The sequence below is a fragment of the Pseudomonas sp. GW821-FHT01E10 genome, assembly GCF_059422365.1.
Genome location: NZ_JBWKWT010000006.1, coordinates 148,404 through 171,141, shown reverse-complemented (window position 1 = coordinate 171,141; position 22,738 = coordinate 148,404). Strand labels below are relative to the sequence as shown.

The window sequence follows — 22,738 nt, the reverse complement described above, 5'->3', positions numbered from 1 at the left end:
GATGACTACGTGGTGGCAATGAGCCCAGGGGAATTGTGGTGGTTATGCGGGATCGGTGCCGAGCACCACATTCAGCGCGTTACGCGCATCGTCCAGTTGCACCAACGTCGCATGCCGCGCACCCAGCGCATCGCGATTCTCGATAGCCGTGAGAATCGCCTTATGCCGAGGCAACGCCAGTTCATGCAGGTTCGGCCGTTGGTTGGAGTGTTTCAAGGCTTCTGCAATCGCCACCGACAACATGTTGCACAGGTTCGCCAGCAGGTCGTTGTGGGTCGCGTCGGCGATGCGGCTGTGGAAATCCAGGTCCGGCTGCAACAAGGCTTCAGGCGTCGGTGCTGACTCCATGCGTTGGTAGGCTTCACCGATGGAGGCGATGTCTGCGTCGGTGGCGAACTGCGCGGCCAGGGCTGCAGCGGCCGGTTCAATGATGCTGCGCACGCTGGTCAGCAGGCTGAAGAACTCATTCTGCGGGCTGCTTTGCATCAGCCAGTGCAGCACGTCCGGGTCGAGCATGTGCCACTCCCGGCGCGGCTTGACCACGGTGCCGACCCGCGGACGGGAATACACGAGGCCCTTGGCAACCAGCACTCGGGTCGCTTCGCGCAGGACTGGCCGGCTGACCGCGTATTCCTCACACAACAGGGCTTCGGCGGGCAGTTTGTCGTCCGGTTTGAAGCGTCCCGAGACAATCTGCATGCCCAATTCCTGGACGATGCGCGAGTGCATGCTTTTGCGGTCGGAGGGTTTGCGGTAATCCATGGGGAACGGCGCGGTCCTGTGCGATGGGGTGCTGCGCATGATAGCAGGCGTGGCGGGCACAATCATTGTGGCGAGGGAGCTTGTCGGATCGCCGCACCGTCCCGCTCGGCTGCGAAGCAGTCGCAAATCGGCCGGCACGGTCTGCCTGACAAATCGCGACTGCCTGTATTGGGGCCGCTTCGCAGCCCAACGGGACGGTGCGGCGATCCGACAAGCTCCCTCGCCACAGGTTCTGCTGTGGTTACAGAATCCAGAGGGTCAGTGAGAGTGACGCGGCACCTCGGCTCCACGACAACCGACGAGGAAGTCGAAGTCGCAGCCCTGATCCGCCTGCAGCACATGGTCGATGTACAGCTGGCGATAGCCGCCCACCAGCAACTGTTGTGGCGGTTGCAGGTCGGCCATGCGCGCGGCCAGTTCGGCATCCGGAATGTCCAGATGCAAACGTCCACTGGCGCAATCGAGCTCGATCCAGTCGCCTTCCTTCACTGCCGCCAAAGGCCCGCCGGCGGCGGCTTCCGGTGCCACATGCAAGACCACGGTTCCGTACGCCGTGCCGCTCATGCGTGCGTCGGAAATCCGTACCATATCCGTCACACCCTGGGCCAGCAGCTTGGCCGGCAAGCCCATGTTGCCGACTTCGGCCATGCCCGGATAACCCTTCGGCCCGCAGTTTTTCATCACCAGAATCGAGTTGGCGTCCACGTCCAGTTCCGGATCGTTGATCCGCGCCTTGTACATGTCGAAATTCTCGAACACCACCGCGCGCCCGCGATGTTGCATCAGCTCGGCACTCGCCGCAGAGGGCTTGAGCACCGCACCCAGTGGCGCCAGGTTGCCGCGCAACACGCAGATGCCGCCGTCGGCGCGGATCGGGTTGTCGAGGGTGCGGATCACTTCGTCCTGGCCGTAGATCGGCGCGTCCTTGGTGTTTTCACCGAGGGTTTTGCCGTTGACGGTGAGGGCGTTCGGGTTCGGAATCAGGTTGGCTTCGCCCAGGCGACGCAGCACTGCAGGCAAGCCACCGGCGTAGTAGAACTCTTCCATCAGGAAGCGCCCGGACGGTTGCAGGTCGACAATGGTCGGCATGCCGCGACCGATGCGGGTCCAGTCATCCAGGTCCAGTTCGACACCGATGCGTCCGGCGATGGCTTTCAGGTGGATCACCGCGTTGGTCGAACCGCCGATGGCAGCGTTCACCCGGATGGCGTTTTCGAAGGCTTCCTTGGTGAGGATTTTCGACAGCTTCAAATCCTCGCGAACCATCTCCACCGCACGCATACCCGACATGTGCGCCAACACATAACGGCGCGCATCGACTGCCGGAATCGCCGCGTTGTGGGGCAGGGACGTGCCCAGCGCTTCGGCCATGCAAGCCATGGTCGAGGCGGTGCCCATGGTGTTGCAGGTCCCGGCGGAACGGGACATGCCACCCTCGGCCGCGAGGAAATCATCAAGGGTGATCGTGCCAGCCTTGACCTGTTCGCTGAGCTGCCACACCACCGTGCCCGAACCGATGTCCTGGCCCTTGTGCTTGCCGTTGAGCATCGGCCCACCGGTGACGACGATCGCCGGCACGTCGCAACTGGCCGCGCCCATCAGCAGCGCCGGAGTGGTTTTGTCGCAACCGGTGAGCAGTACCACGCCATCGATCGGGTTGCCACGAATGGCTTCCTCGACGTCCATGCTCGCCAGGTTACGGGTGAGCATGGCGGTGGGGCGCAGGTTCGATTCGCCGTTGGAGAACACCGGGAATTCCACAGGAAAGCCACCGGCTTCGATCACCCCGCGTTTGACGTGCTCCGCGATCTGGCGGAAATGCGCGTTGCACGGGGTCAGTTCCGACCAGGTGTTGCAAATGCCGATGATCGGCTTGCCGTGGAACTGATGGTCGGCGATGCCCTGATTCTTCATCCAGCTGCGGTACATGAAGCCGTTCTTGTCGGCAGTGCCAAACCATTGGGCGGAGCGCAGGGTGGGTTTCTTATCAGTCATGATCGGTTCTCTTATTGTATGACTATATTGTTCGAGCTGTGGCGTAACATAAGCGCAATTTCGGCTGTTTGGAAGTGTTGTTGGTTAAATAGTAATACTATATAGTCGTTTTCAACGGAGGGATGGCCCTGATGGTTTTCCGCGAGAGGCGTCCCCCGAGGTTCTATAACAACAACAATCGGAGACCGAACTCATGAGCCAGGAATTGCGGCTTATCCGTCGCATCACGTTGAAACTGATTCCCTTCCTGATCCTGCTGTACCTGATCGCCTATGTGGATCGCTCCGCCGTGGGGTTCGCCAAGCTGCACATGGGCGCTGACGTCGGCATCGGTGATGCGGCTTACGGATTTGGTGCCGGGCTTTTCTTCATTGGCTACTTTCTGCTGGAGATCCCCAGCAACCTGATGCTCGACCGCTTCGGCGCCCGACGCTGGTTTGCGCGGATCATGGTCACCTGGGGCGCTATCACCATCGGCATGGCGTTCGTCCAGGGCCCGAACAGCTTCTATGTGATGCGTTTTCTGCTCGGCGCGGCCGAAGCCGGGTTCTTTCCAGGCGTGCTGTACTACATCACCCAATGGTTCCCGATTCGCCATCGCGGCAAGATCCTCGGGCTGTTCATCCTTTCCCAACCCATCGCCATGATGATCACCGGCCCGGTGTCCGGCGGTTTGCTCGGTATGGACGGCACGCTTGGCCTGCACGGCTGGCAGTGGCTGTTCATCGTTATCGGTACGCCAGCGATCCTGCTGACCTGGCCGGTGCTGCGCTACTTGCCGGACGGCCCGGACCAAGTGAAATGGCTGGATCAATCCGAGAAAGACTGGCTGACCGGGGAACTGAAAAAAGACCTCGCCGAGTATGGCCAGACCTGCCACGGCAATCCGTTGCATGCACTGAAGGACAAACGGGTGTTGCTGCTGGCGCTGTTCTATCTGCCGGTGACCTTGAGCATCTATGGCCTCGGTTTGTGGCTGCCGACGCTGATCAAGCAGTTCGGTGGCACAGACCTGGTGACCGGGTTCGTGTCATCGGTGCCGTACATCTTCGGAATCATCGGTTTGCTGATCATTCCGCGCAGTTCCGACCGCCTGAATGATCGCTACGGTCATCTGGCGGTGCTGTATGTGTTGGGTGCCATCGGCCTGTTCCTTAGCGCCTGGCTGTCGGTACCGGTGCTGCAACTGGCGGCGCTGTGCCTGGTGGCGTTCGCGCTGTTTTCCTGCACGGCGGTGTTCTGGACCTTGCCGGGGCGCTTCTTCGCCGGTGCCAGTGCGGCGGCAGGAATCGCGTTGATCAATTCGGTGGGCAACCTCGGCGGCTACATCGGCCCGTTCGTGATCGGTGCGCTGAAGGAGTACACCGGCAACCTGGCGTCGGGGCTGTATTTCCTGTCCTGCGTGATGGTGTTCGGCCTGGTCCTGACCGGCGTGGTGTATCGCCTGCTGGAACGCAAGCACGTGCTGCCGGCCGACCAGTTCGCTGCAAGTGCCCGCGGTGCTACCCGTACCTGACGCGAGATTGGCCAACAAGTTTTGCATTAACAGGAGAAGGTTCATGCGTTTAGTTCAGTTCGAATTGAGTAATGGCGAACGCCGCGTCGGCGTGGTCGAAGACGGTCTGGTGCGTGAAGTGCAGGATGCGCACACGGTGCGGGATCTGGCGCTGGCGGCGATCGAGGCGGGCACCACTCTTGAGCGACAGGTTCAAACCCTGGGGCTGGGCATCAGCCACAACTATGCCGAGTTGCTGGCCAAGCTGCGCATCCTGCCGCCGCTGGATCACCCGGACCCGGCGCATATGCTGGTCAGTGGCACCGGCCTGACCCATTTGGGCAGCGCCTCGGCTCGGGACAAAATGCATCAGCAGGCCGGCGATGAAGCGGCGATGACCGACACCATGCGCATCTTCAAGTGGGGTGTGGAGGGCGGTAAACCTGCAGCCGGCCAGGCCGGCGTGCAACCGGAATGGTTCTACAAGGGCGATGGCAGCATCGTCGTGCGACCGGGCAAGCCTTTCCCGCTACCACCCTTTGCTGAAGATGCCGGGGAAGAGCCCGAACTCAGCGGCCTCTATGTCATCGGCCACGACGGCAAACCGTATCGCCTCGGTTTTGCGGTGGGTAACGAGTTCTCCGATCACGTGATGGAACGCAAGAATTACCTTTACCTGGCCCATTCGAAACTGCGCAGTTGCAGCTATGGCCCGGAGCTTCGGGTCGGCGAATTGCCGCAACACCTGGCGGGCACCAGTCGCATCCTGCGCGACGGCGAAGTGCTCTGGCAGAACGAGTTCCTCAGTGGCGAAGCCAACATGTGCCACAGCCTGGAAAACCTCGAGTATCACCATTTCAAGTACAGCCAGTTCCTGCGCCCCGGCGACGTGCACATCCACTTCTTTGGCACCGCGACCCTGTCCTTCGCCGATGGCATCCGTACCCGGCCGGGTGATGTGTTCGAGATCAGCCAGGCCGAGTTCGGCGCACCCTTGATCAACGGTATCGCTCCGGTTGAAGCAGCGTTCGAACCCGGCACCGTCGGCACACTTTAAGGAGACACCCATGACCCGGATTCTTGGTCACAACTACATTGGCGGCGAGCGCAGCGCTGCCGGCACCGTCAAACTGCAGAGCGCCGATGCCAGCACCGGCGAGGCCTTGCCCCACGATTTCTACCAAGCCACCGCTGCAGAAGTCGACGCCGCCGCGAAGGCTGCCGCCGCCGCTTACCCGGCCTATCGCAGCCTGAGCGCCGAGCGCCGTGCGCAATTTCTGGACACGATTGCCGATGAACTGGACGCCCTTGGCGATGAGTTCGTGGCCGTGGTCTGCCGCGAAACCGCGTTGCCGGCGGCGCGGATTCAAGGTGAGCGTGGGCGCACCAGCGGCCAGATGCGTCTGTTCGCCAAGGTGCTGCGGCGTGGTGATTTCTATGGCGCGCGGATCGATCTGGCGCTGCCGGAACGCCAGCCACTGCCGCGTCCGGACCTGCGTCAGTACCGCATTGGCCTGGGGCCGGTGGCGGTGTTTGGCGCGAGTAACTTTCCGTTGGCGTTCTCCACGGCTGGCGGCGACACCGCTTCGGCCTTGGCCGCCGGCTGCCCGGTGGTGTTCAAGGCTCACAGCGGCCACATGGCAACCGCTGAATGGGTGGCCGACGCGGTGATTCGCGCCGCTGAAAAAACCGCCATGCCCGCCGGTGTGTTCAACATGATCTACGGCGGTGGAGTAGGGGAAGCGCTGGTCAAGCACCCGGCGATTCAGGCGGTCGGTTTTACCGGTTCACTGAAAGGCGGTCGGGCGCTGTGCGACATGGCCGCGGCACGGCCGCAGCCGATTCCGGTGTTCGCCGAGATGTCGAGCATCAACCCGGTGATCGTGTTACCGCAGGCGCTGGATACTCGTGCTGAAAGCATCGCCCGTGACCTCACGGCTTCAGTGGTGCAGGGCTGCGGGCAGTTCTGTACCAATCCGGGGCTGGTGATCGGCATTCGTTCGCCGCAGTTCAGTGCGTTCGTACAGCAGGTGGCCGGGCTGATCGGCGATCAGCCGGCGCAAACCATGCTCAACGCCGGCACCTTGAGCAGCTATGGTAAAGGCCTGCACAAGCTTCTTTCGCATCCGAAAATCGAGCACTTGGCCGGTAATCCGCAACAAGGCAATCAGGCGCAGCCGCAATTGTTCAAGGCGGATGTGAGTCTGTTGCTCGATGGCGATGAAGTGCTGCAAGAGGAAGTGTTCGGCCCGACCACGGTGTTTGTTGAAGTGGCGGATCAGGCGCAACTCAGTGCTGCGCTGAACGGCCTGCACGGGCAACTGACGGCAACGATTATCGGTGAGCCGGCGGACTTCGAACGCTTCGGCGAGCTGACGCCCTTGTTGGAGCAGAAGGTCGGGCGGATCTTGCTCAACGGTTATCCGACGGGTGTGGAAGTCTGCGATTCGATGGTCCATGGCGGGCCGTATCCGGCGACTTCCGATGCGCGCGGCACCTCGGTGGGCACCCTGGCCATCGACCGTTTCCTGCGCCCGGTGTGCTTCCAGAACTACCCCGACAGCCTGCTGCCGGACGCGTTGAAGAATGGCAATCCGTTGCGCATCCAACGTTTGGTCGATGGCAAACCATCACGAGAAGCGCTCTAACGGCTGTGGCGAGGGGGCTTGTCGGAACGCCCCACCGCCCCGTTGGGCTGCAAAGCAGCCCCAAAATCGCTGATGTACCAAAGATTTTGTGAGTGCTACGCACTCAAACGGGGGCAAGCCCCCTCGCCACAGTCCGTTCCCGCATTGAGCTATCATTGCGTCTTTCCCATTCAAAGATTGACTGCCATGACTGCCGTAAACGACACCTTGCTCAACGCCCTCGAACATTGCGACATGCTGGAGATCGACGGGCTGCACGCTTTCGACTTCTCTCTCGATGAAGACGATAACTTGCACATCGAATGCATGGACGGTCGGGCGCTCAAGCGCTGGGAGTTCAGCATGGCGCAGATCAAGGCAGCGACTTTCGATCCCGATTTGAAGAGCTGGATCATCACCGGTGATTCCGGTGAACACCGGCTGGTGCCTATGGAAGCGTTTGGTGGTCAGGATGACGAGGACGAAACGAATGAGGATGCGTAACTTCTGGCCACTGTTGATCGCCGGCAGCGTCGGCGCGATGGGCGTGCAGGCGGCGCCGGTCGACAACTACGAATTACTGGTGGGGTCGTACACTGCCGGCCAGAGCCAGGGGATTTATCGCCTGAACTTCGACAGCCGCACCGGGCAGATCGATGCCAAGCCGCTGCAAGTGGTGAAGAGCGCCAACCCGTCCTGGCTGACCGTGTCCAAGGATCAACGTCGCTTGTTCGCGGTCAACGAAAACGGCCCGGGGCAGGCCGATCCGGTAGGGCGCGTCAGCAGTTACGCAATCGATCCGAAAACCCATGAGCTGAGCCTGATCAACCAGGTGCAAACCCTGGGCAACGAGCCGACCCATTCGAGCATCAGCGGTGATGCCAGCCATCTGTTTGTCAGCAACTACTCGGTGGCTGAAGACCCGGGCGGCACCCTGGCGGTGTTACCGGTGAGCTCCGATGGCAAGCTGAAACCCGTCGTGCAGATGAGCGGTCATCCGTCCAGCCGGATCGACCCCGTGCGGCAGATGTCGGCGCACGTGCATTCGGCGATCTCTTCGCCGGATGGTCAATACGTGTTTTCCAATGACCTGGGCGCGGACAAGATCTTTATCTATCGCTTCGACCCCAAGGCCAATCCGGAACTGCCGTTGACTGCCGCCAAACCCGCGTCCGTCCCGTTGCCCCCCGGCAGCGGGCCGCGACATTTACTGTTCAGCGCCGATGGCAAGCACGCCTGGCTGACCATGGAAATGAGCGCGCAGGTGGCGGTGTTCGATTACAAGGACGGCCAACTCGAACAAACGCAGTTGGTCGATCTGGCGGCGGGGCTGCCCACATCGGGCAAGGCCGCGGCTGCGCTTCACGCCTCGGCCGATGGCAAGTTCCTTTACGTCAGCAACCGTGGCACCGCCAATCAGTTGCTGGTGTTCGCCATCGACCCGGCAACCGGCCACCTCAAGGAGCTTCAGCGCCGCTCGGTGGACGGCGATCACCCGCGCGAGTTCAGTCTCGACCCGAGCGGCAAATTCGTGCTGATTGCCAACCAGAAGAGCAACCAGATTGTCGTCATCGAGCGTGACGCCAAGACCGGTCTGTTGGGCAAAACCGTGCAAAAACTGCCGATGGATGCCCCGAGCGATCTCAAGTTCCTGCTGCGTCAATAGGCCGCAGGCCCCGGTTGATGGGGCCTGCAACCTTCTATTAATGAGACTGATATCGGCTAATGCTACAAAGCATTTCAAGGCGCCGACCCTCGGGAGTTAAGTTTGCTTCACGGCCCAACCGGGCAAGCAAGCCAACTGAATCGAGGAATACCGCCATGAACTTCAATCTCTTCTCTGTTATCGCCGCTTCCGCTATTTCCGCCACTGTTGCTCTGCCTGCCAGCGCCAACGTTGAAATCAGCGACAAAAAATCCCACACCCAAAGCTACACCCAGAAATACCTGCAACAGAGCGCCAACTTCTACGCCGCACTGGATCACAAAAACCAACACTGAAATGTCAGCCCTGCACCCTTTATGCAGGAGCGAAGTCACTTGCCGATCGGCCCAAACAGGCGTCGAAAAGCCTCGAAGTGATGTCGCTCCTGCATAACGCATTTACGACAGCATCATATTGCCATCAATGTATTGCTTGATATCACATAGCCATGCGTTTAAATTTGACGCTGATTTTTTGACTCCTTCTCTAATAAGGGTCGACAGCATGGCAATGCGTCTGGCAGTGGTTCTCCTGTTTCTCTATTCCACCCCGATTCTGTCGGCTGCCCAGCCCGTTCCCAACGAGCCGGACGCGGCCCGTGAGCGCTTGATGAGTTTTATCGAGGATTGAAACGCGCTGGGTTAAAGATCAATAAAACTGATAGCTACTATGCATAAAGGTCGCTAGTTATCTTCTGTTTTTTGATCGATTCTGTGGGCACTGAAACATGCCCACGGAGATCACCATGGCCAGCACCATCCTCACTTCTGCCAAACACGGCGCCTACCTGGCCATTGGTCTTTACGTGGCCATGGTGTTGGTCGTCAGCCTTTCGGCTCAATCGCAACACAGCCTTCAAGCACCGATTCAGGTCGCTTATCCCGGCATCCAGTTCGAACACCGCGCTCAACATGCGGTGGTTGATGACGTCGACTTGGCGGGGGTGGCAGGGGCATGAAAGGACGCAGACTCTGGGTCATCGCCTTTCTGGCGTTCATGACCAATGGCGCTTCGTTGTTGGGGATCGGGCAGGGCTCGGCGGGCTCGGTGGCACGGGCCATCGAATGCAACCACAACATCGCCCACAACATCCAGACCGCCAAGGCGCTGGAGTTGCTGGTGGGTAATCCGCCGAGCAAATCCAATGGCGAATTTTTCGGGCCATTCCAGGTGGATTGCTCGGCGTTGGGGATGTGCTCGGTGTTGGCCTGATTCCCCGAAACGCCATCTCCCTGTAGGAGCGAGGCTTGCCCGCGAAAGCGGTGTGTCAGTCGACATCAATGTTGAATGTTATGGCCCTTTCGCGGGCAAGCCTCGCTCCTACGAGGTCGCTATTTTTTCATTATTGATGTGAACAACTCTGATTCCAGAAAGCGCTGCAACCAGCCCTGCAATCGCACATAAGGTGTCTGCCCGAACCACTCGCGATCCACATGGGCGAATTGCCGCACGAACGGCATCAAGGCGACATCGGCCAGGCTCGGGTGCTCGCTCAGCAAGTAGGCGCGCCCCTCCAGCAACTGATCCAGCTTGCGCAAGAACACCTCGCCCTCGGCGCGATAAAACGTCATTGGTTGCTCGGGATAACGCTCGGCGTATTTGTAGCGATTGAGGTGCACCTTGAACACCTGATCGTTTTCTTCGATCAGCCCGGCGATGTATTGCTGCCCGACAGGGTCATCGTTGAGAAGCCAGTCCTGCGGATCGTTCTGCGCCAGCGCCCAGCGCATGATTTCCAGGCTTTCATCGATCACCCGGCCGTCCACGCTCAGCACCGGCACCGTGCCTTTACTTGACAGTGCGAGCATTTCGGCCGGTTTGGCCTTGAGGCTGACCTCGACGATATTCACCGCAACCCCCGAATAACGCAGGGCCATGCGAGCGCGCATGGCGTAGGGGCAGCGGCGGAACGAATACAGCGTGATCATTTCACCTCCAGGGTACTCAGGCCGTTGCCCTGACGGTGGACCTGGATCTGCACCGGAATCCGTTCATGCATTTCCTGTACGTGGGAAATCACCGCGACCTTGCGTCCCTGCGCTTGCAGGCCGTCGAGGGCGTCCATGGCCAGTTGCAGGGATTCGGGGTCGAGGCTGCCGAAGCCTTCGTCGATGAACAGCGATTCGATTTTCAGCGTGCTCGATGCCATCGATGCCAAACCGAGCGCCAGCGCCAGCGACACCAGGAACGTCTCGCCACCGGACAGCGAATGCACCGAGCGCAGTTCATCGCCCATCTCGGTGTCCATCACCAATAACCCGAGCATGCTGCCGCCCCGTTTCAGGCGATAGCGCCGCACGAGTTGCCGTAACTGGACGTTGGCGTGATGCACCAGCAGGTCGAGGTTGTAGGCCTGGGCGATTTTGCGGAAGGTGTCGCCGGTGGCCGAACCGATCAGCGCACTCAAGCGCGCCCAGCGCTGGTACTCGGCGTAGGCGTCGGCGATCTGCTGCGCCAGCGCCTGATTGGCGTTTTGTCGACGCTGATCTTCGGTTTGTTCGGCGCGCAATTCAGCGCAGCGATGCTCGCTAGCGGCGAACAGGTTTTGCAGCTCGGCCAGTGCCGTGGCCAGTTGTCCGGCGTCCAGGTTGCCGTTGTGCTGCGCCTGATGATCGCGCAAGCGCTGATCCCGCTCCAGCAACAGCACCTTGGCTTGCGCGATGTCTTGTTCGCTTTGCTGCAATCGTTGACGCAGCTCGCTGAGCTGTTGGTCGTTGACACCGAGCAGCGCTTCCAGCCCACCGTCGTCCAGCTCCGGATGCTGCGCGCGCCAGTCGGCGATCTTGCTGTTGAGCTCGCGGTCTTCGCTTTCCAGGGCTTGTGCACGTTCCTGTTGCGCCTTGAGTTCGGCGGCCAGTTGCACCAGGCCCGTGCGCACGCTTTGCAGTTCCTGATTGGCCGTCGCTTCGGCATTGCGCGCCTGTTCGACGGCCTGATCCAGTTGCTGCTGCCATTGTTCGGCGCTGGCGTGTTCGCCCAGCAGTTGCGTCAGTTTTACCTGGCAAGCCTGTTGTTGCCCGGCCAACGCGCTGAACTGCTGCTGCGCGGCGTCCAGTTGCTGGGTGCGGGTCTGCTGGCGGTCTTGTTCTTTGTCCAGCGTCTGCTGGCGTTGTTGCTGTTCAGCGAGTTCATCGCGCTGCTGTTCGAGTTGTTGCAGGCGCTGGGCGATCTGCTGGTCGAGCTGCATGAAAGTCGCGGCGGGTTCATTGCGCAGGGCTTCCAGCGTCTGGGCTGGCAGCAGGCTGCTGAACGCGCTCAGTTCTTCGTCCAGGCGTTGGCGATCGCTGCTCAACTCCCGTTGCTGGTTGAGCAGGTGTTGTGTCGCCTGTTGGTTCGCCGCTTCGGCGCTGCGCAGTTGTTGCGCCAGTCGCGCGGCATCTTGTTGCAGGGTGAGCAGGGCGGTTTGCCGCTGTTCGTCCTGGGTGATGCTCTGGTTCAACTGGCTGCTTTGTTGGGTCAGCCAGGCATCGCGTTTGTCTGCGTCCTGGGCCAACAGTTGGGCGGACAGAGGGTGCGCTTCCAGGCTCGGTGTCAGGCTCTGTTGTTGAGTGGCGAGTTGTTCTTGCTGCTGCAGCAATTCCTTTTGCTGAGCAATCAGGCCACCGACTTCGGCGCGCAGATCGGTGAGTTTTTCCTTGAGCAGGTCAACGGCTTTCTGGGCGTTGGCCTGTTCGTTTTCATCGTGCCGACCGAGGCTTTGCAGCAAGGCTTCGGGCTGATGATAAGGATGGTCCGGGCTGCCACAAACCGGGCACGGCTGATCGTCCAGCAGTTGTGCACGCAGCTCTTCGACGCTGGCACTGCGTGCCAGGCGCTGACGTTCCAGCAGTTCGCGGGTGACGGTCAGGGTCTGTTCGGCAACGGTCAATTCGGCTTTGGTTTTCACGCCGTCCTGAGTCAGACGATCACGCTCTTGCTGAGCGGCGAGTTGGCGCTGCTGCAACTCGGCGCCGCGTTTGTCCAGTTCCTGCTGGCTGGCCCACAGCCGCGTCAGCTCTTCAATGGCCCGCAGTTGCTTGCGGTTGTCCTGTAGCAGGCTGCCGAGGATCTGAATCTGCTCGGCCACCGCTTCAGGTTCGGCGCCGGCCTCTTTGTACAGCAGCTCAAGGCTCTGGCGCTGGGTGGCCAGATCCTCGGCGGCGCGGGTGGCGTTTTGCTCCAGGCCGGCCAGTTCGGACTGGCCCTTGTTCAGGCGATTGCCGATCAGCATCAGTTGTTGCAGACGATCGCGGTAGGCGTTCCAGGCGTCGCTCAGTGGCGCCAGATGAGTGCTCTGCTCAAGCTCACCGGCGATACGCTGCAACCGTTCTGCGACCTGTTTCTGCTGGTCAAGCAAGCCCTGAATCGTACTTTGGCCCTGAGTGCTGGCCAGTTCTGCCTGCTGCTTGAGGTCGGCACTGAGGCTGGCGTCCTTGACCAGGCGGGCGAGGGTGCTTTGCTCTTCGAAGGCCTGACGCAGCAGCGGCGCGCTGGTGCTGTGTTGGCTTTGTGCGGCGGCCAGTGCCGTTTGCGCCGCGCTCAGGCTGTGTTCGAGCTGAGCCTGACGCGCGTTCAGTTCGGTTTGCTGTTGGGTATGCTGCTGAATCTGTGCCGCCAGCGGTGTGAGCTGGGTGGTCAATTCGGTCTTTCGCGCGAATTGGTGCCGTTGCGGGGCCAGTTGCTCCAGACGGGTCAGCTTCAAGCGCTCGCTGGCCAGGCTGTCCCAGTGTTGTTGGGCGGATTGCAATTGCTCGGTGGCGCTCTGTTGCGCGTCCTGCAACTGGCGCAGGTCCTTGAGCCAGGTGTGTTGCAGCTCCAATTGCTTGAGCTGCGCTTGCTGGGTCTTGAGTTGCTGCTGCGCGTCATTGAAGCGCTCATCAAGCTCGGCCCGGGCTTCAGGCGACAGTGGCGTGACCCCGGTGGCCTGGTCCTGCAACAGCTTGTGGGCTTCGCGCGCTTCTTTGGTCTTGTCGAAGGCGCGGCGACCGAGGCGGGTGTAGAGCGCGGTATCGGTGAGTTTTTCCAGCAGTTCGCTGCGGTCGTTGTCGTCCGCCTTGAGGAACGCGCTGAACTCGCTTTGGGCCAACAACACGGCGCGGGTGAACTGTTCGAAGTTCAGGCCCAGCGCGGTTTCGAGCTGGGTCTTGTACTCGCCTTTCTGGCTGGCCAGCAGTTGATCCTGATCGATGTCGCGCAGGCTCTGGCGACTGGCTTGCAGCTTGCCGCCGGCCTTCTCCCGAGCGCGATTGGCCTCCCAGCGCGCGCGATAGCGACGACCGTCGATGCCGACGAAATCCACTTCGGCATAACCTTCTCCGGTGCCACGACGCAGCAGGGTCCGCGGGTCGCCGGTGCCGATTTCGCCATCGGCGTCCGGAACCTTGGCATCGCGGCCGGTATTGTTCAGCCGCGGCACGGCGCCAAACAGCGCCAGGCACAGCGCATCGAGCAGGGTGCTTTTGCCGGCGCCGGTCGGCCCGGTAATCGCAAACAGACCGGCACTGGCCAAGGGTTCGGCGGTGAAGTCGATTTCAAATGGCCCGGCCAGGGAGGCGAGGTTTTTCAAGCGGATCGCGAGGATTTTCATGGCTGTTCGCTCTCCATCTGCACGTCTTGCAGCAGCTCGGCGAAGTCCCTGAGCGTTTGCTCGTCGACCTCGCTGCCGTAGTTGTCCTGCCAGGCGCGGCTGAACAGTTCCTGCGGCGTCAGTTGGTCCAGTTCGATCAAGGTGGCGCCGTCCTCGACGCCGTCGCGGTTGCCGTTGCCGGCGTATTCGGCGGCAATCCGCACCAGCCGTACCGCTTTGCCTTGCAGGGCTGTTTCCACTTGATGGCGCAGGTCCGGTTGCGGTTCATCGAGGCGCACCCGCACTTCCAGCCACGGCTGGCGCTGGATGTCGGCGAGCAGGTCGATGTTGGGCAGGTCGGCCAGTTGCAGCAGGATCTCCGCCAGCGGCGCGGGGCCGAGGCGTTGCAGGTTCACTGGTCGGGGAATGAGCTTCGGTTCGACGCTGAGCAGGGTTTCGCCATCCAGTTTGATGTCGAGAATCTGATGCTGATAACCGATCTCGGAGAATGACAACGGAATCGGCGAGCCGCTGTAGCGGATGCGTTCTTCGCCGTTGACCTTCTGCGGCTTGTGCAAATGCCCGAGGGCGACATAGCTGATGCTCGGTCCGAACAGGCTGGCGGGCAGGGCTTCGGCGTTGCCGATGATCAGGCTGCGCTCGGAGTCCTCGGACACCGAACCGCCGGCCATGTGCGCATGGCTGATAGCGATCAGCGCCTGACCCGGCTTGCGCTTGGCGTTCGCCGCTTCAATCAGCCATTCGTGAACCTGGCCGATGCCGCGCAAATAGTTGTCACCCAGCTGCGCGCCGGTCACTTCGGCGGGGCGCAGGAACGGAAGCGCCAGGCACCAGGCAGCGATTGCGCCGCTGGCATCCGGCAACGGCAGCAACAGGCGTTCGGCATCCAGTTGGCCGTCATCCAGCCACAGCACGCGCCCCAGGGCGTGAGTGCGCAAGCGGCGCATCAACGGCGCGGGCAGTTCGATGCGCGAGCCGGAGTCGTGGTTGCCGGCGATCATCACGATGGTCAGCAAGGGCTGCTGCTCGTGGGCGCTGACGATGAAATCGTAGAGGCGTTCCTGGGCTTTGACCGGCGGGTTGACCGTGTCGAAGATATCGCCGGCAATCAGCAGCACATCAGGCTGGTCCAGCTTCAGCTGACGCAGCAGCCAGTCGAGAAAACAGGCGTGCTCGAAATCGCGTTCCTGGCCGTGCAGGTTCTGCCCAAGGTGCCAGTCGGAGGTGTGGAACAGACGCAAGGCGTACTCCGCAACAAAATAAGGTGATGGCCGCGGGGGAAATGATGGCGGCTAAAGAGGGGAGAGTTTACTGGCAAACACATGGGATGGCGCGATGGATCTGATCGAGCCGAAGGCCTGTGGCGAGGGAGCTTGCTCCCGCTGGGCTGCGAAGCAGCCCCAAAACCACACCCCTCATTTCTTCCGGTATGGCGCATCAGCCATTTGCGACTGCTGCGCAGCCGAACGGGACGGTGCGGCGATCCGACAAGCTCCCTCGCCACAAGGTCCAGTGATTATTTGGGATAAAGCGGCGGCAACCCACTGTCGCCGACCACGCCTTGAAACCCTTCGGCCGTCGGGATCGCCCGGATGGCGCGCCAGAGTTCTTCGCCTTGCCAGTACTGGCCGGTTTCGCTGTAGAGCGCGCCGTTCAGGCCGTCGAGGGCATCGGACAGCGGCACGAAGCGGGCGGCCATGTCGGCCAGGGTTTCCGGTTGTTGCCGGGCCCAGGCGTCGAGGGCCTGGCGGGTGGCGTGGGTGTCGTTGGCCTGGCAGGCGCGTTTGAGGTCGTCGAGCAGCGTGCGTGGGCTCGGGCCGGTCTGCGCTGCCCGCAGGACTGCCGGTTGCGAGCGGGCGCGCCACCAGAGGCCGAAGCCTAGCAGGGTGGTGCAGGCCAGAATTGCCGTACTGAGTTTCCACCACCAAAGGGCTTCGCTGCTGGCACCGGACATCACCAGCGGGCCGCTCGCCGGGGTGTCGACGATCAGGCTCGGATTGCTCGCCACTTGCAGCGTGCGGGCCGGCAGGCTGGTGTGTTCCAGATGATCCTCGAAGGTGTTCCACCAGATCACTTCAACGCTCGGCAAGTCGATGTCGCCGGTGCGGGTCGGCACCAGGGCTTCACGGTCCTCGCGACTGCCGACCAAGCCACGCTCTCCGCTCTGGTTGCTCAGCACCGGTTGATCCGGGTAGCGCCGCAGGCCGTTGATCTCGGTGGCGGGCAACGGTGGCAGTTGAGAGCTGGCGAGGCCTTCGGCGCTCAAGGTCAGGCTGCGGGTCAGCGAGTCGCCGACCTGCGCATGATCCGGTTCCGGGCTCCAGCTTTCACTCAGGCTCAGGCTGCGGGCCGGTAGCCAGGGAACATCGGCTGGATAACTGCCGGGCTTGGCCTTGACCGTCAGCGGAATCTCGGTGGAACTGACGCGCATCAATTTGCCCGGTTTTGGCCCCTGGGGCGATCCGTCCTGGGACGGTTGGGCATCGACCAGTGTGGCACTGAACACTTGCGCCGGAATGGTCAATACACCGCTGTGCTGTGGGTAGATCGCGTAGCGCATTTCGATCACGCCGTGGCGCAAACCGTTGATGGCTTTCTCGTAGGTGCGCGACTCGCCCAGTTGTTCGATGCGCGCATCGGGAATCTGCAACGGGGTCAGGCTGCTGTCGTCGTACAGCGACACCGAATGATAAATGCGCAAGGTCAGGATCGCCTGAGCCTGCACATAGACGCTGTTCTGGTCGAGGCTGGCTTCGATGAACACCGGCGCTAGCGTGTTGCTGCTGTCCTGGGTTTCGCTTTCGATCACCTGCACGGTAATCGGTTGGCTCTGCGCCTCGCCCAGTTGCAGTGACGGAATTACCACACTGCCGTTCTGCCGGGGCAGCAGGGTGATGATCCAGCGGGTGGTCGCTTGAGTGTTGCCGTTGAGGGTGTTCGGTTGGTTGACCTGACGGGTACCGCGCACCTCGAACTGCGGCTCCAGCGGAGTCAGGTCGGGTTTGCCGAACTGGGTCACGTCGCTGGATTCCAGAGTCAGTTCGACCGTCTCCCCGGAATTCAGGCGACTGCGATCGACACTGGCGACCAGCTCCGCGGCCTGGGCCTGAGCGGTCCAGAGAAGCAGTGCAAGCAAGAAGGCGGTGAAGCGGGTCATCGAGTTTTTCCCTGATCCTGATGTTGTTGCTGTTCGTACCAGAATTTGCGCCGGAGCAGTTCGCCGGGGTCATCCGGGATCTTGCGCAACCATTGCTCCAGCGCCTGTTGCTGTTCGCCTTCGAGCATGTCGCTGGCGGGGCGCCGTGGTGGCGTGGTGCTTTGTTCATCCCCCAATTCGCTGCCCGGAACTTCATTGGCGCCCGATTGCGGTGGTGCCGTGGGCGGCTGCTCGGCGTCCGGCGCGGCCTGTTGGGCATCGGTTTTCGGCTCGCCATCGCTCGGCTGGGTGGCGCTGCCCGGTGGCGGTTCCTGAGGCATGGTTTCGGTTTCGCCCTCGGCGGTTTTGTCCGGCTCGACGGGCGGTGTAGCGGTTTTCTGCTTGAGCAGCGTTTCCACCAGTGCCTTGTTGGTCAGCGCCGGGCGCAGGTCTGGCTGAAGTTCCAGCGCTTGCTCATAAGCATCCAGCGCCGCTTCCAGTTCGCCGCTTTTGGCCAGCGCATTACCCCGATTGTAGTGGGCGTGGGCGTCGTTGCCTTGGGCAAACCGCTGGGCGGCGCCACTGTAGTCGCCAGCTTCATAGAGCGCCACACCTTGCCATTGCGGGTCTTCGAAATGCTGCGCGGCTTCGGCAGGGCGCTTTTGTTTGAGCAAGTGCAAACCCTGCTGATCGGGCCGCAGCCACAAGTCTTCGAAATCGAAGGCATAACTCGGTTGCGGCAGCAGGAACAGCAGCGGCAAGCAGAACAGCCAGCCGCGACGCCCGGCACAGGCGGCCAGCAATAATAACGGCAGCAGCAGCCAGTAACCCTGATCGGCCCAGGTGTCGAGGCGTAACGTCTGGCCGTCGTTGCGCAGGTCCCGTGGGCCGTCGAGCAGGCCGAGGTCGCGCAGGTCGGCATCGTCCAGGCGTGCCTGGGCGTAACCTCCACCCAGGCCATTGGCAAAGGCTTTCAGGCTGGGGCCGTCCAGATGCGGCACCAGAATCGCGCCCTGATCGTCCTTGAGGAAACTGCCGTCGTCCTGCGCGACCGGCGCACCTTCGGCGGTACCGATGCCGAGCATCAGAAATTGTGTGGACTTGGCGTCCAGCGCCTGACGAATCCCTTGGCGTTCGTGTTCCGTCAGCGACGAACCGATCAGTAGGATCCGCCCCTGGCCAAGGGCTCCCTGATCCAGCAGCGTCAGGGCCTTGGCCACCGCCAGATCGGCGCGATGACCGGCCTGGGGCATCAGCGACGGCTTGAGCGCATCCAAAAGATTGCGGCTGGTCGACAGGTCATCCGACAGTGGCACCAGCGTATGGGCGCTGCCGGCGTAGACGACGATGGCGGTCTGCGCGTCGCTGCGGTTTTGCAGCAGATCCAGCAGTTTGCGCCGGGCCTGTTCCAGCCGGTTTGGCGCAACGTCTGCGGCGAGCATTTCCGGGGTCAACTCAAGCAACACCACCAGCGGGTCAGCGGGTTTCTGGCCGGTTTGCTCAACGCGTTGCCAGCTCGGCCCCAGCAGGGCCAGCACGGTCAGCACCCAGGCCAGGCCCAGAGCGACCCACGGCAGTTTGCTCTCGCGACCGCTGCCACCACTGAGCAACGCGGCATGGAAGGCCGGTGGCAGAATCATTTGCCAGCGACCCGCGCGCTTCTGCCGGTGCCAGAGTTGCCAGAGCAACCAGCCCAGCAACGGCAGCAATAGCAGCCACCAAGGGCGGAACCAGTACGGCCAGAGAGCGATCATCGGCGCCTCCGCAGACGCAGGCGTTTGAGGCGCTGACGCCAGTCGGGCAGTTGCGTATGCAGAAACCGCTCTTTGGTAAACAGCTTCTTGGTGAATAGACGTTGCAACGGGTTATCCGGCCAGCGCTCACGGATCACCAGCAGCATACTCAGCAGCAGCGCCATCGCCAGAGGCCAGTGATACAACGCCTGGGCCGGACGGGCCTGCGTAGGTTGCTGGGCTACCGGTTCCAGTTTGTCGAGGGTGGTCTTGATCGCCTGCAATTCCTGGCCGTCGCGGGCGCGGAAATACTGGCCTCCGGTGGCTTGGGCAATGGCTTTCAAGGCCGGCTCGTCGAGGTCCAGGCTCGGGTTGATGCCCAGGAAGCCCAGGGTGCCGCTTTGTTCCGGGTCGGCGCCAATGCCGATCGGGTAGATTTTTACGCCTTCATTCGCCGCCAGGCGTGCGGCGGTCAGCGGATCGATTTCGCCGCCATTGTTGGCACCGTCGGTGACCAGAATCAGCACGCGGCTTTGTGCCGGGCGTTGGCGCAGGCGTTTGAGGGCCAGGCCGATGGCGTCGCCGATGGCGGTGTTCTTGCCGGCAATACCGATTCGCGCTTCGTCGAGCCAGACACGCACGGTATGGCGGTCGAAGGTCAGCGGCGCTTGCAGATAGGCCTGGCTGCCGAACAGGATCAACCCGACCCGGTCGCCATCGCGACTTTCGAGAAAATCACCGAGCAAATGCTGCACCAGTGACAGTCGGCTGACGTCTTCGTCCTGCCACTGCATGTCGGGGAAGTCCATTGAGCCGGAGACGTCCACCGCCACCAGCAAATCGCGGCCACTGGCGGCAATCGGTAGCGGTTCGCCGAGCCATTGCGGGCGCGCTGCGGCGATCAGCAGCAATAGCCACATCAGAATGAACGGGGCTTGCTGGCGCCAGGTCGGCAGGTTGGCCCGGGCGCGGCGGCGAGCGAGGCCTTCGAGGTCGCTGAGGAAGCTGACCTTGAGCGCCGGTTCGCCACTGTCGGCCACCGGCAACAGCACCCGCATCAGCCACGGTAGCGGCAGCAGGGCGAAAATCCACGGCCAGGCGAACTCAAACATGTTTGCGAATCCAGGTGTCGACGGCTTGAGTCAGGCCGGCAATGGCTTTGTCATCGAGTTTGCATTCGGGCTTGTAGGCCCCTTCCACCAGCACCATCCAGCGCGTGAGGCCGGCAGCCGGGCAGCGGTTATCAAGGAACGCCAGCCATTGGCGGCCGTTGAGGGTGTGGCTCTGGCTGTAGGGGTAATGGTTGCGGCACAGGCGTTTGAGCAAACCGTTGAGTTGCTGCAGCCAGGCACCGGCCGGGGCGCCGTCGTAGGGTTTGGGCATCAGCGCGAGTTCGGCCAGGGCGGCGAGGCGCACCGGGTCCAGCGGTTGTTCGGCGCGCACGACAGGGCGCTTGTCCGGAATGAAGCGTCGCAACTGCCATACGCCGAAACCGATCAGCGGCAGCAACAACAGCAGCAGCCACCAGCCCGGTGCCGGCGGCCAGAAGCCGATCGGTGGCGGGGAAATCAGCGGTTGCAGTTGATCGAGGCTGCTCATCGACCTTTCCCCGGACGTTGTGGGTTCAGGTATTCACGCAATTGCTCGACCATTTCGCTTTGGGTGCTCAACGGCATCAGCAACACCCGCAGCTTCTGCGCCAGCAGCTCCCAGCGGGCGATGCGTGCTTCCGCTTGGGCGCGATAGGCCTGGCGCAGGTCGAAATTCAAGGTGTCGAGTTCCAGTTGCGCGCCGTGTTCGGCAAAACGAAGCAGGCCGGCGGCGGGCAGGGCGTGATCCAGCGGGTCGGACACCGGCAGCAGCAACAGGTCGCAATGGCGCGACAACAGGCTCAGTTGCTGCTCGGCACTGTCGGACAAGGCGCGTTCGTCGCAGATCACAATCACCAGGCTGCCAGGGCGCAGCACTTCCCGGGCGCGGCGCAGGGCAATGCCGAAGGCATCGCGGTCCGGTTCGCGCTCGGTGTGCAGCGATTGATTGACCCGCACCAGCCGGTTGAGCAGTTGCAGCAGGCTCTGCTTACTGCGTCGAGGCTTGATTTCGTAATGCTCGTTGTCGCCGAACACCAGCCCGCCGACCCGGTCGTTATGCCCCAGCGCGGCCCAGCCAATCAGGCTCGCGGCCTGGGCGGCCAGCACCGACTTGAACATCAACCCGGAGCCGAAAAACAGCCGGCGGCTCTGTTCGACCATGATGAAGATCGGCCGCTCACGTTCCTCATGGAACAGCTTGGTGTGCGGTTCCTGGGTCCGGGCGGTGACGCGCCAGTCGATGCTGCGCACATCATCGCCGGCCTGATAGACCCGCACCTGATCGAAGTCCACCCCGCGCCCGCGCAGTTTGGAGTGGTGCAGGCCGATCAGCGGGCTGCGCTGGCTCGGCGTGGAAAACAGCTGCACTTCGCGCACACGATGGCGCATCTCGATCAGCTCGGCGAGGCTGATGCGGATGCCCGGCTCGGGCGGCAGAAGGGTGTTCATCGGGGTCAAGCGACGGCTACGACGTCGAGAATCCGCTGGACCACCCGGTCCTGGTCGATGCCAGCGGCTTCGGCTTCAAAGGAAAGAATGATGCGGTGACGCAACACATCGAACAGCACCGCCTGAATGTCTTCGGGGCTGACGAAGTCGCGACCGGCCAGCCAGGCATGCGCCCGGGCGCAACGGTCGAGGGCGATGGAACCGCGTGGACTGGCGCCGTAGGCGATCCATTCGGCCATTTCCGGGTCGAACTTGGCCGGGATCCGGGTGGCCATGACCAGTTGCACCAGGTATTCCTCCACGGCGTCGGCCATGTACAAGCCGAGGATTTCCTTGCGCGCGGCGAAGATCGCCTGCTGGCTGACCCGGCGTTCAGGTTTGGTTTCGCCGTGCAGTGCTTCGCCACGGGCCTGTTGCAGAATCCGTCGTTCGACGGTGGCGTCGGGGAAGCCGATTTTCACGTGCATCAGGAACCGGTCGAGCTGGGCTTCGGGCAACGGGTAGGTGCCTTCCTGCTCGATGGGGTTTTGCGTGGCCATGACCAGAAACAGCGGCGACAGCTCGTAGGTGCTGCGCCCGACGCTGACCTGGCGTTCGCCCATGGCTTCGAGCAGGGCCGACTGGACCTTGGCCGGGGCACGGTTGATTTCGTCCGCCAGCACCAGGTTATGGAAGATCGGGCCTTGCTGGAACACGAAGCTGCCGGTTTCCGGGCGATAGATTTCCGTGCCGGTGATGTCGGCCGGCAGCAGGTCGGGGGTGAACTGGATGCGATGGAACTGTGCTTCGATGCCTTCGGCGAGTTCTTTGATGGCCTTGGTCTTGGCCAACCCCGGGGCGCCCTCGACCAGCATGTGACCGTCGGCGAGCAAGGCGATGAGCAAGCGCTCGATGAGTTTTTCCTGGCCGAGAATCTGCGTTGAAAGAAAGGTTCGCAGCGCGAGCAGCGCTTCACGATGTTCCATCGATGACTGTTCCTGGAAAGGGTGACCGAAGACGTTCGAATAACGCCAGGGCTGGGGGCGTTACTTTAATCCATCGCGGGGGGCGCCGACTAACGGCATTTTGTAGAAATGTGCGGATTAACGCTCGTTCCCACGCTCTGCGTGGGAATGCATCACCGGACGCTCTGCGTCCCGCTTTAAAATCGTGACGCAGAGCGTGGGAACGATCACTAAA

20 protein-coding genes are annotated in these 22,738 nt (G+C 62.1%); 9 read left to right on the top strand and 11 right to left on the bottom strand.

The annotated features are described in order from the left end of the window. Window positions 1-42: 42 nt before the first annotated feature. Both AC07V0_RS14055 and AC07V0_RS14050 read right to left on the bottom strand, forming a co-directional pair. A complete protein-coding gene (locus AC07V0_RS14055; protein ID WP_018926179.1) occupies window positions 43-762 on the bottom strand; it encodes a FadR/GntR family transcriptional regulator in 720 nt (239 codons plus the stop codon). Between the two features lie 258 nt (window positions 763-1,020). After that, window positions 1,021-2,757, bottom strand: a complete 1,737-nt coding sequence (locus AC07V0_RS14050) for an IlvD/Edd family dehydratase (RefSeq protein ID WP_018926177.1) — start codon at window positions 2,755-2,757, stop codon at window positions 1,021-1,023. A 193-nt stretch (window positions 2,758-2,950) separates the two neighbouring features. On the opposite strand from AC07V0_RS14050, the gene AC07V0_RS14045 reads away from it, so the two are divergent. The 9 genes from AC07V0_RS14045 (at window position 2,951) to AC07V0_RS14005 (ending at window position 9,796) form a co-directional block, all read left to right on the top strand. Beyond that, complete coding sequence (locus AC07V0_RS14045) at window positions 2,951-4,273, top strand: MFS transporter (protein ID WP_018926176.1); 1,323 nt, start codon at window positions 2,951-2,953, stop codon at window positions 4,271-4,273. A gap of 43 nt (window positions 4,274-4,316) precedes the next feature. Further along, entirely contained in the window at window positions 4,317-5,309 is a 993-nt protein-coding gene (gene araD1 / locus AC07V0_RS14040; RefSeq protein ID WP_018926175.1) for an AraD1 family protein, read from the top strand. A 10-nt stretch (window positions 5,310-5,319) separates the two neighbouring features. After that, the gene (locus tag AC07V0_RS14035; protein WP_028940459.1) at window positions 5,320-6,900 is read left to right on the top strand and encodes an aldehyde dehydrogenase (NADP(+)); all 1,581 of its coding nucleotides are present in this window, start codon (window positions 5,320-5,322) and stop codon (window positions 6,898-6,900) included. Between the two features lie 186 nt (window positions 6,901-7,086). Continuing rightward, window positions 7,087-7,383: a DUF5629 family protein gene (locus AC07V0_RS14030; protein WP_018926173.1), complete on the top strand. Its 297-nt coding sequence runs from the start codon at window positions 7,087-7,089 to the stop codon at window positions 7,381-7,383. Continuing rightward, on the top strand, window positions 7,376-8,545 hold the full coding sequence (locus AC07V0_RS14025) for a lactonase family protein (RefSeq protein ID WP_495019686.1): 1,170 nt from the start codon (window positions 7,376-7,378) through the stop codon (window positions 8,543-8,545). The genes AC07V0_RS14030 and AC07V0_RS14025 overlap by 8 nt, the downstream gene beginning before the upstream one ends. Before the next feature lie 155 nt (window positions 8,546-8,700). After that, on the top strand, window positions 8,701-8,880 hold the full coding sequence (locus tag AC07V0_RS14020; RefSeq protein ID WP_018926171.1) for a hypothetical protein: 180 nt from the start codon (window positions 8,701-8,703) through the stop codon (window positions 8,878-8,880). A 208-nt stretch (window positions 8,881-9,088) separates the two neighbouring features. Further along, complete coding sequence (locus AC07V0_RS14015) at window positions 9,089-9,214, top strand: hypothetical protein (RefSeq protein ID WP_007901166.1); 126 nt, start codon at window positions 9,089-9,091, stop codon at window positions 9,212-9,214. 115 nt (window positions 9,215-9,329) lie between these two features. After that, complete coding sequence (locus tag AC07V0_RS14010; protein ID WP_018926170.1) at window positions 9,330-9,542, top strand: hypothetical protein; 213 nt, start codon at window positions 9,330-9,332, stop codon at window positions 9,540-9,542. After that, window positions 9,539-9,796 (top strand): hypothetical protein, encoded by a 258-nt coding sequence (locus AC07V0_RS14005; protein ID WP_007941322.1) that lies wholly within the window; start codon window positions 9,539-9,541, stop codon window positions 9,794-9,796. Before AC07V0_RS14010 ends, AC07V0_RS14005 begins: the two co-directional genes overlap by 4 nt. Before the next feature lie 119 nt (window positions 9,797-9,915). Here the strand turns inward: AC07V0_RS14005 and AC07V0_RS14000 are convergent, their stop codons facing one another. The 9 genes from AC07V0_RS14000 to AC07V0_RS13960 all read right to left on the bottom strand — a co-directional run bounded on the left by AC07V0_RS14000 (window position 9,916) and on the right by AC07V0_RS13960 (window position 22,524). Then, entirely contained in the window at window positions 9,916-10,512 is a 597-nt protein-coding gene (locus AC07V0_RS14000) for a glutathione S-transferase (protein ID WP_495019655.1), read from the bottom strand. Next, window positions 10,509-14,150 (bottom strand): AAA family ATPase, encoded by a 3,642-nt coding sequence (locus AC07V0_RS13995; RefSeq protein WP_495019654.1) that lies wholly within the window; start codon window positions 14,148-14,150, stop codon window positions 10,509-10,511. Before AC07V0_RS13995 ends, AC07V0_RS14000 begins: the two co-directional genes overlap by 4 nt. After that, window positions 14,147-15,391, bottom strand: a complete 1,245-nt coding sequence (locus AC07V0_RS13990; protein ID WP_477742995.1) for an exonuclease SbcCD subunit D C-terminal domain-containing protein — start codon at window positions 15,389-15,391, stop codon at window positions 14,147-14,149. The genes AC07V0_RS13995 and AC07V0_RS13990 overlap by 4 nt, the downstream gene beginning before the upstream one ends. Window positions 15,392-15,666: 275 nt before the next feature. After that, window positions 15,667-17,307 (bottom strand): BatD family protein, encoded by a 1,641-nt coding sequence (locus tag AC07V0_RS13985; protein ID WP_495019653.1) that lies wholly within the window; start codon window positions 17,305-17,307, stop codon window positions 15,667-15,669. Then, complete coding sequence (locus AC07V0_RS13980; RefSeq protein WP_495019652.1) at window positions 17,304-19,040, bottom strand: vWA domain-containing protein; 1,737 nt, start codon at window positions 19,038-19,040, stop codon at window positions 17,304-17,306. Before AC07V0_RS13980 ends, AC07V0_RS13985 begins: the two co-directional genes overlap by 4 nt. Further along, window positions 19,037-20,131, bottom strand: coding sequence for a vWA domain-containing protein (locus AC07V0_RS13975; RefSeq protein WP_064618194.1), 1,095 nt, complete (start codon window positions 20,129-20,131; stop codon window positions 19,037-19,039). The genes AC07V0_RS13980 and AC07V0_RS13975 overlap by 4 nt, the downstream gene beginning before the upstream one ends. Further along, complete coding sequence (locus AC07V0_RS13970) at window positions 20,124-20,618, bottom strand: DUF4381 domain-containing protein (protein ID WP_019579298.1); 495 nt, start codon at window positions 20,616-20,618, stop codon at window positions 20,124-20,126. The genes AC07V0_RS13975 and AC07V0_RS13970 overlap by 8 nt, the downstream gene beginning before the upstream one ends. Continuing rightward, on the bottom strand, window positions 20,615-21,559 hold the full coding sequence (locus tag AC07V0_RS13965; RefSeq protein WP_019579297.1) for a DUF58 domain-containing protein: 945 nt from the start codon (window positions 21,557-21,559) through the stop codon (window positions 20,615-20,617). Before AC07V0_RS13965 ends, AC07V0_RS13970 begins: the two co-directional genes overlap by 4 nt. 5 nt (window positions 21,560-21,564) lie before the next feature. After that, window positions 21,565-22,524 carry an AAA family ATPase gene (locus AC07V0_RS13960; RefSeq protein ID WP_007941298.1) on the bottom strand — a complete coding sequence of 320 codons (960 nt, stop codon included), beginning with the start codon at window positions 22,522-22,524 and terminating at the stop codon, window positions 21,565-21,567. Between the last annotated feature and the right edge of the window lie 214 nt (window positions 22,525-22,738).

Bases quoted from the DNA above. Each gene is read 5' to 3' on its own strand.
- AC07V0_RS14055 (WP_018926179.1), bottom strand. From the start codon at position 762: ATGGATTACCGCAAACCCTCCGACCGCAAAAGCATGCACTCGCGCATC.
- AC07V0_RS14050 (WP_018926177.1), bottom strand. From the start codon at position 2,757: ATGACTGATAAGAAACCCACCCTGCGCTCCGCCCAATGGTTTGGCACT.
- AC07V0_RS14045 (WP_018926176.1), top strand. From the start codon at position 2,951: ATGAGCCAGGAATTGCGGCTTATCCGTCGCATCACGTTGAAACTGATT.
- araD1 (WP_018926175.1), top strand. From the start codon at position 4,317: ATGCGTTTAGTTCAGTTCGAATTGAGTAATGGCGAACGCCGCGTCGGC.
- AC07V0_RS14035 (WP_028940459.1), top strand. From the start codon at position 5,320: ATGACCCGGATTCTTGGTCACAACTACATTGGCGGCGAGCGCAGCGCT.
- AC07V0_RS14030 (WP_018926173.1), top strand. From the start codon at position 7,087: ATGACTGCCGTAAACGACACCTTGCTCAACGCCCTCGAACATTGCGAC.
- AC07V0_RS14025 (WP_495019686.1), top strand. From the start codon at position 7,376: ATGCGTAACTTCTGGCCACTGTTGATCGCCGGCAGCGTCGGCGCGATG.
- AC07V0_RS14020 (WP_018926171.1), top strand. From the start codon at position 8,701: ATGAACTTCAATCTCTTCTCTGTTATCGCCGCTTCCGCTATTTCCGCC.
- AC07V0_RS14015 (WP_007901166.1), top strand. From the start codon at position 9,089: ATGGCAATGCGTCTGGCAGTGGTTCTCCTGTTTCTCTATTCCACCCCG.
- AC07V0_RS14010 (WP_018926170.1), top strand. From the start codon at position 9,330: ATGGCCAGCACCATCCTCACTTCTGCCAAACACGGCGCCTACCTGGCC.
- AC07V0_RS14005 (WP_007941322.1), top strand. From the start codon at position 9,539: ATGAAAGGACGCAGACTCTGGGTCATCGCCTTTCTGGCGTTCATGACC.
- AC07V0_RS14000 (WP_495019655.1), bottom strand. From the start codon at position 10,512: ATGATCACGCTGTATTCGTTCCGCCGCTGCCCCTACGCCATGCGCGCT.
- AC07V0_RS13995 (WP_495019654.1), bottom strand. From the start codon at position 14,150: ATGAAAATCCTCGCGATCCGCTTGAAAAACCTCGCCTCCCTGGCCGGG.
- AC07V0_RS13985 (WP_495019653.1), bottom strand. From the start codon at position 17,307: ATGACCCGCTTCACCGCCTTCTTGCTTGCACTGCTTCTCTGGACCGCT.
- AC07V0_RS13980 (WP_495019652.1), bottom strand. From the start codon at position 19,040: ATGATCGCTCTCTGGCCGTACTGGTTCCGCCCTTGGTGGCTGCTATTG.
- AC07V0_RS13975 (WP_064618194.1), bottom strand. From the start codon at position 20,131: ATGTTTGAGTTCGCCTGGCCGTGGATTTTCGCCCTGCTGCCGCTACCG.
- AC07V0_RS13970 (WP_019579298.1), bottom strand. From the start codon at position 20,618: ATGAGCAGCCTCGATCAACTGCAACCGCTGATTTCCCCGCCACCGATC.
- AC07V0_RS13965 (WP_019579297.1), bottom strand. From the start codon at position 21,559: ATGAACACCCTTCTGCCGCCCGAGCCGGGCATCCGCATCAGCCTCGCC.
- AC07V0_RS13960 (WP_007941298.1), bottom strand. From the start codon at position 22,524: ATGGAACATCGTGAAGCGCTGCTCGCGCTGCGAACCTTTCTTTCAACG.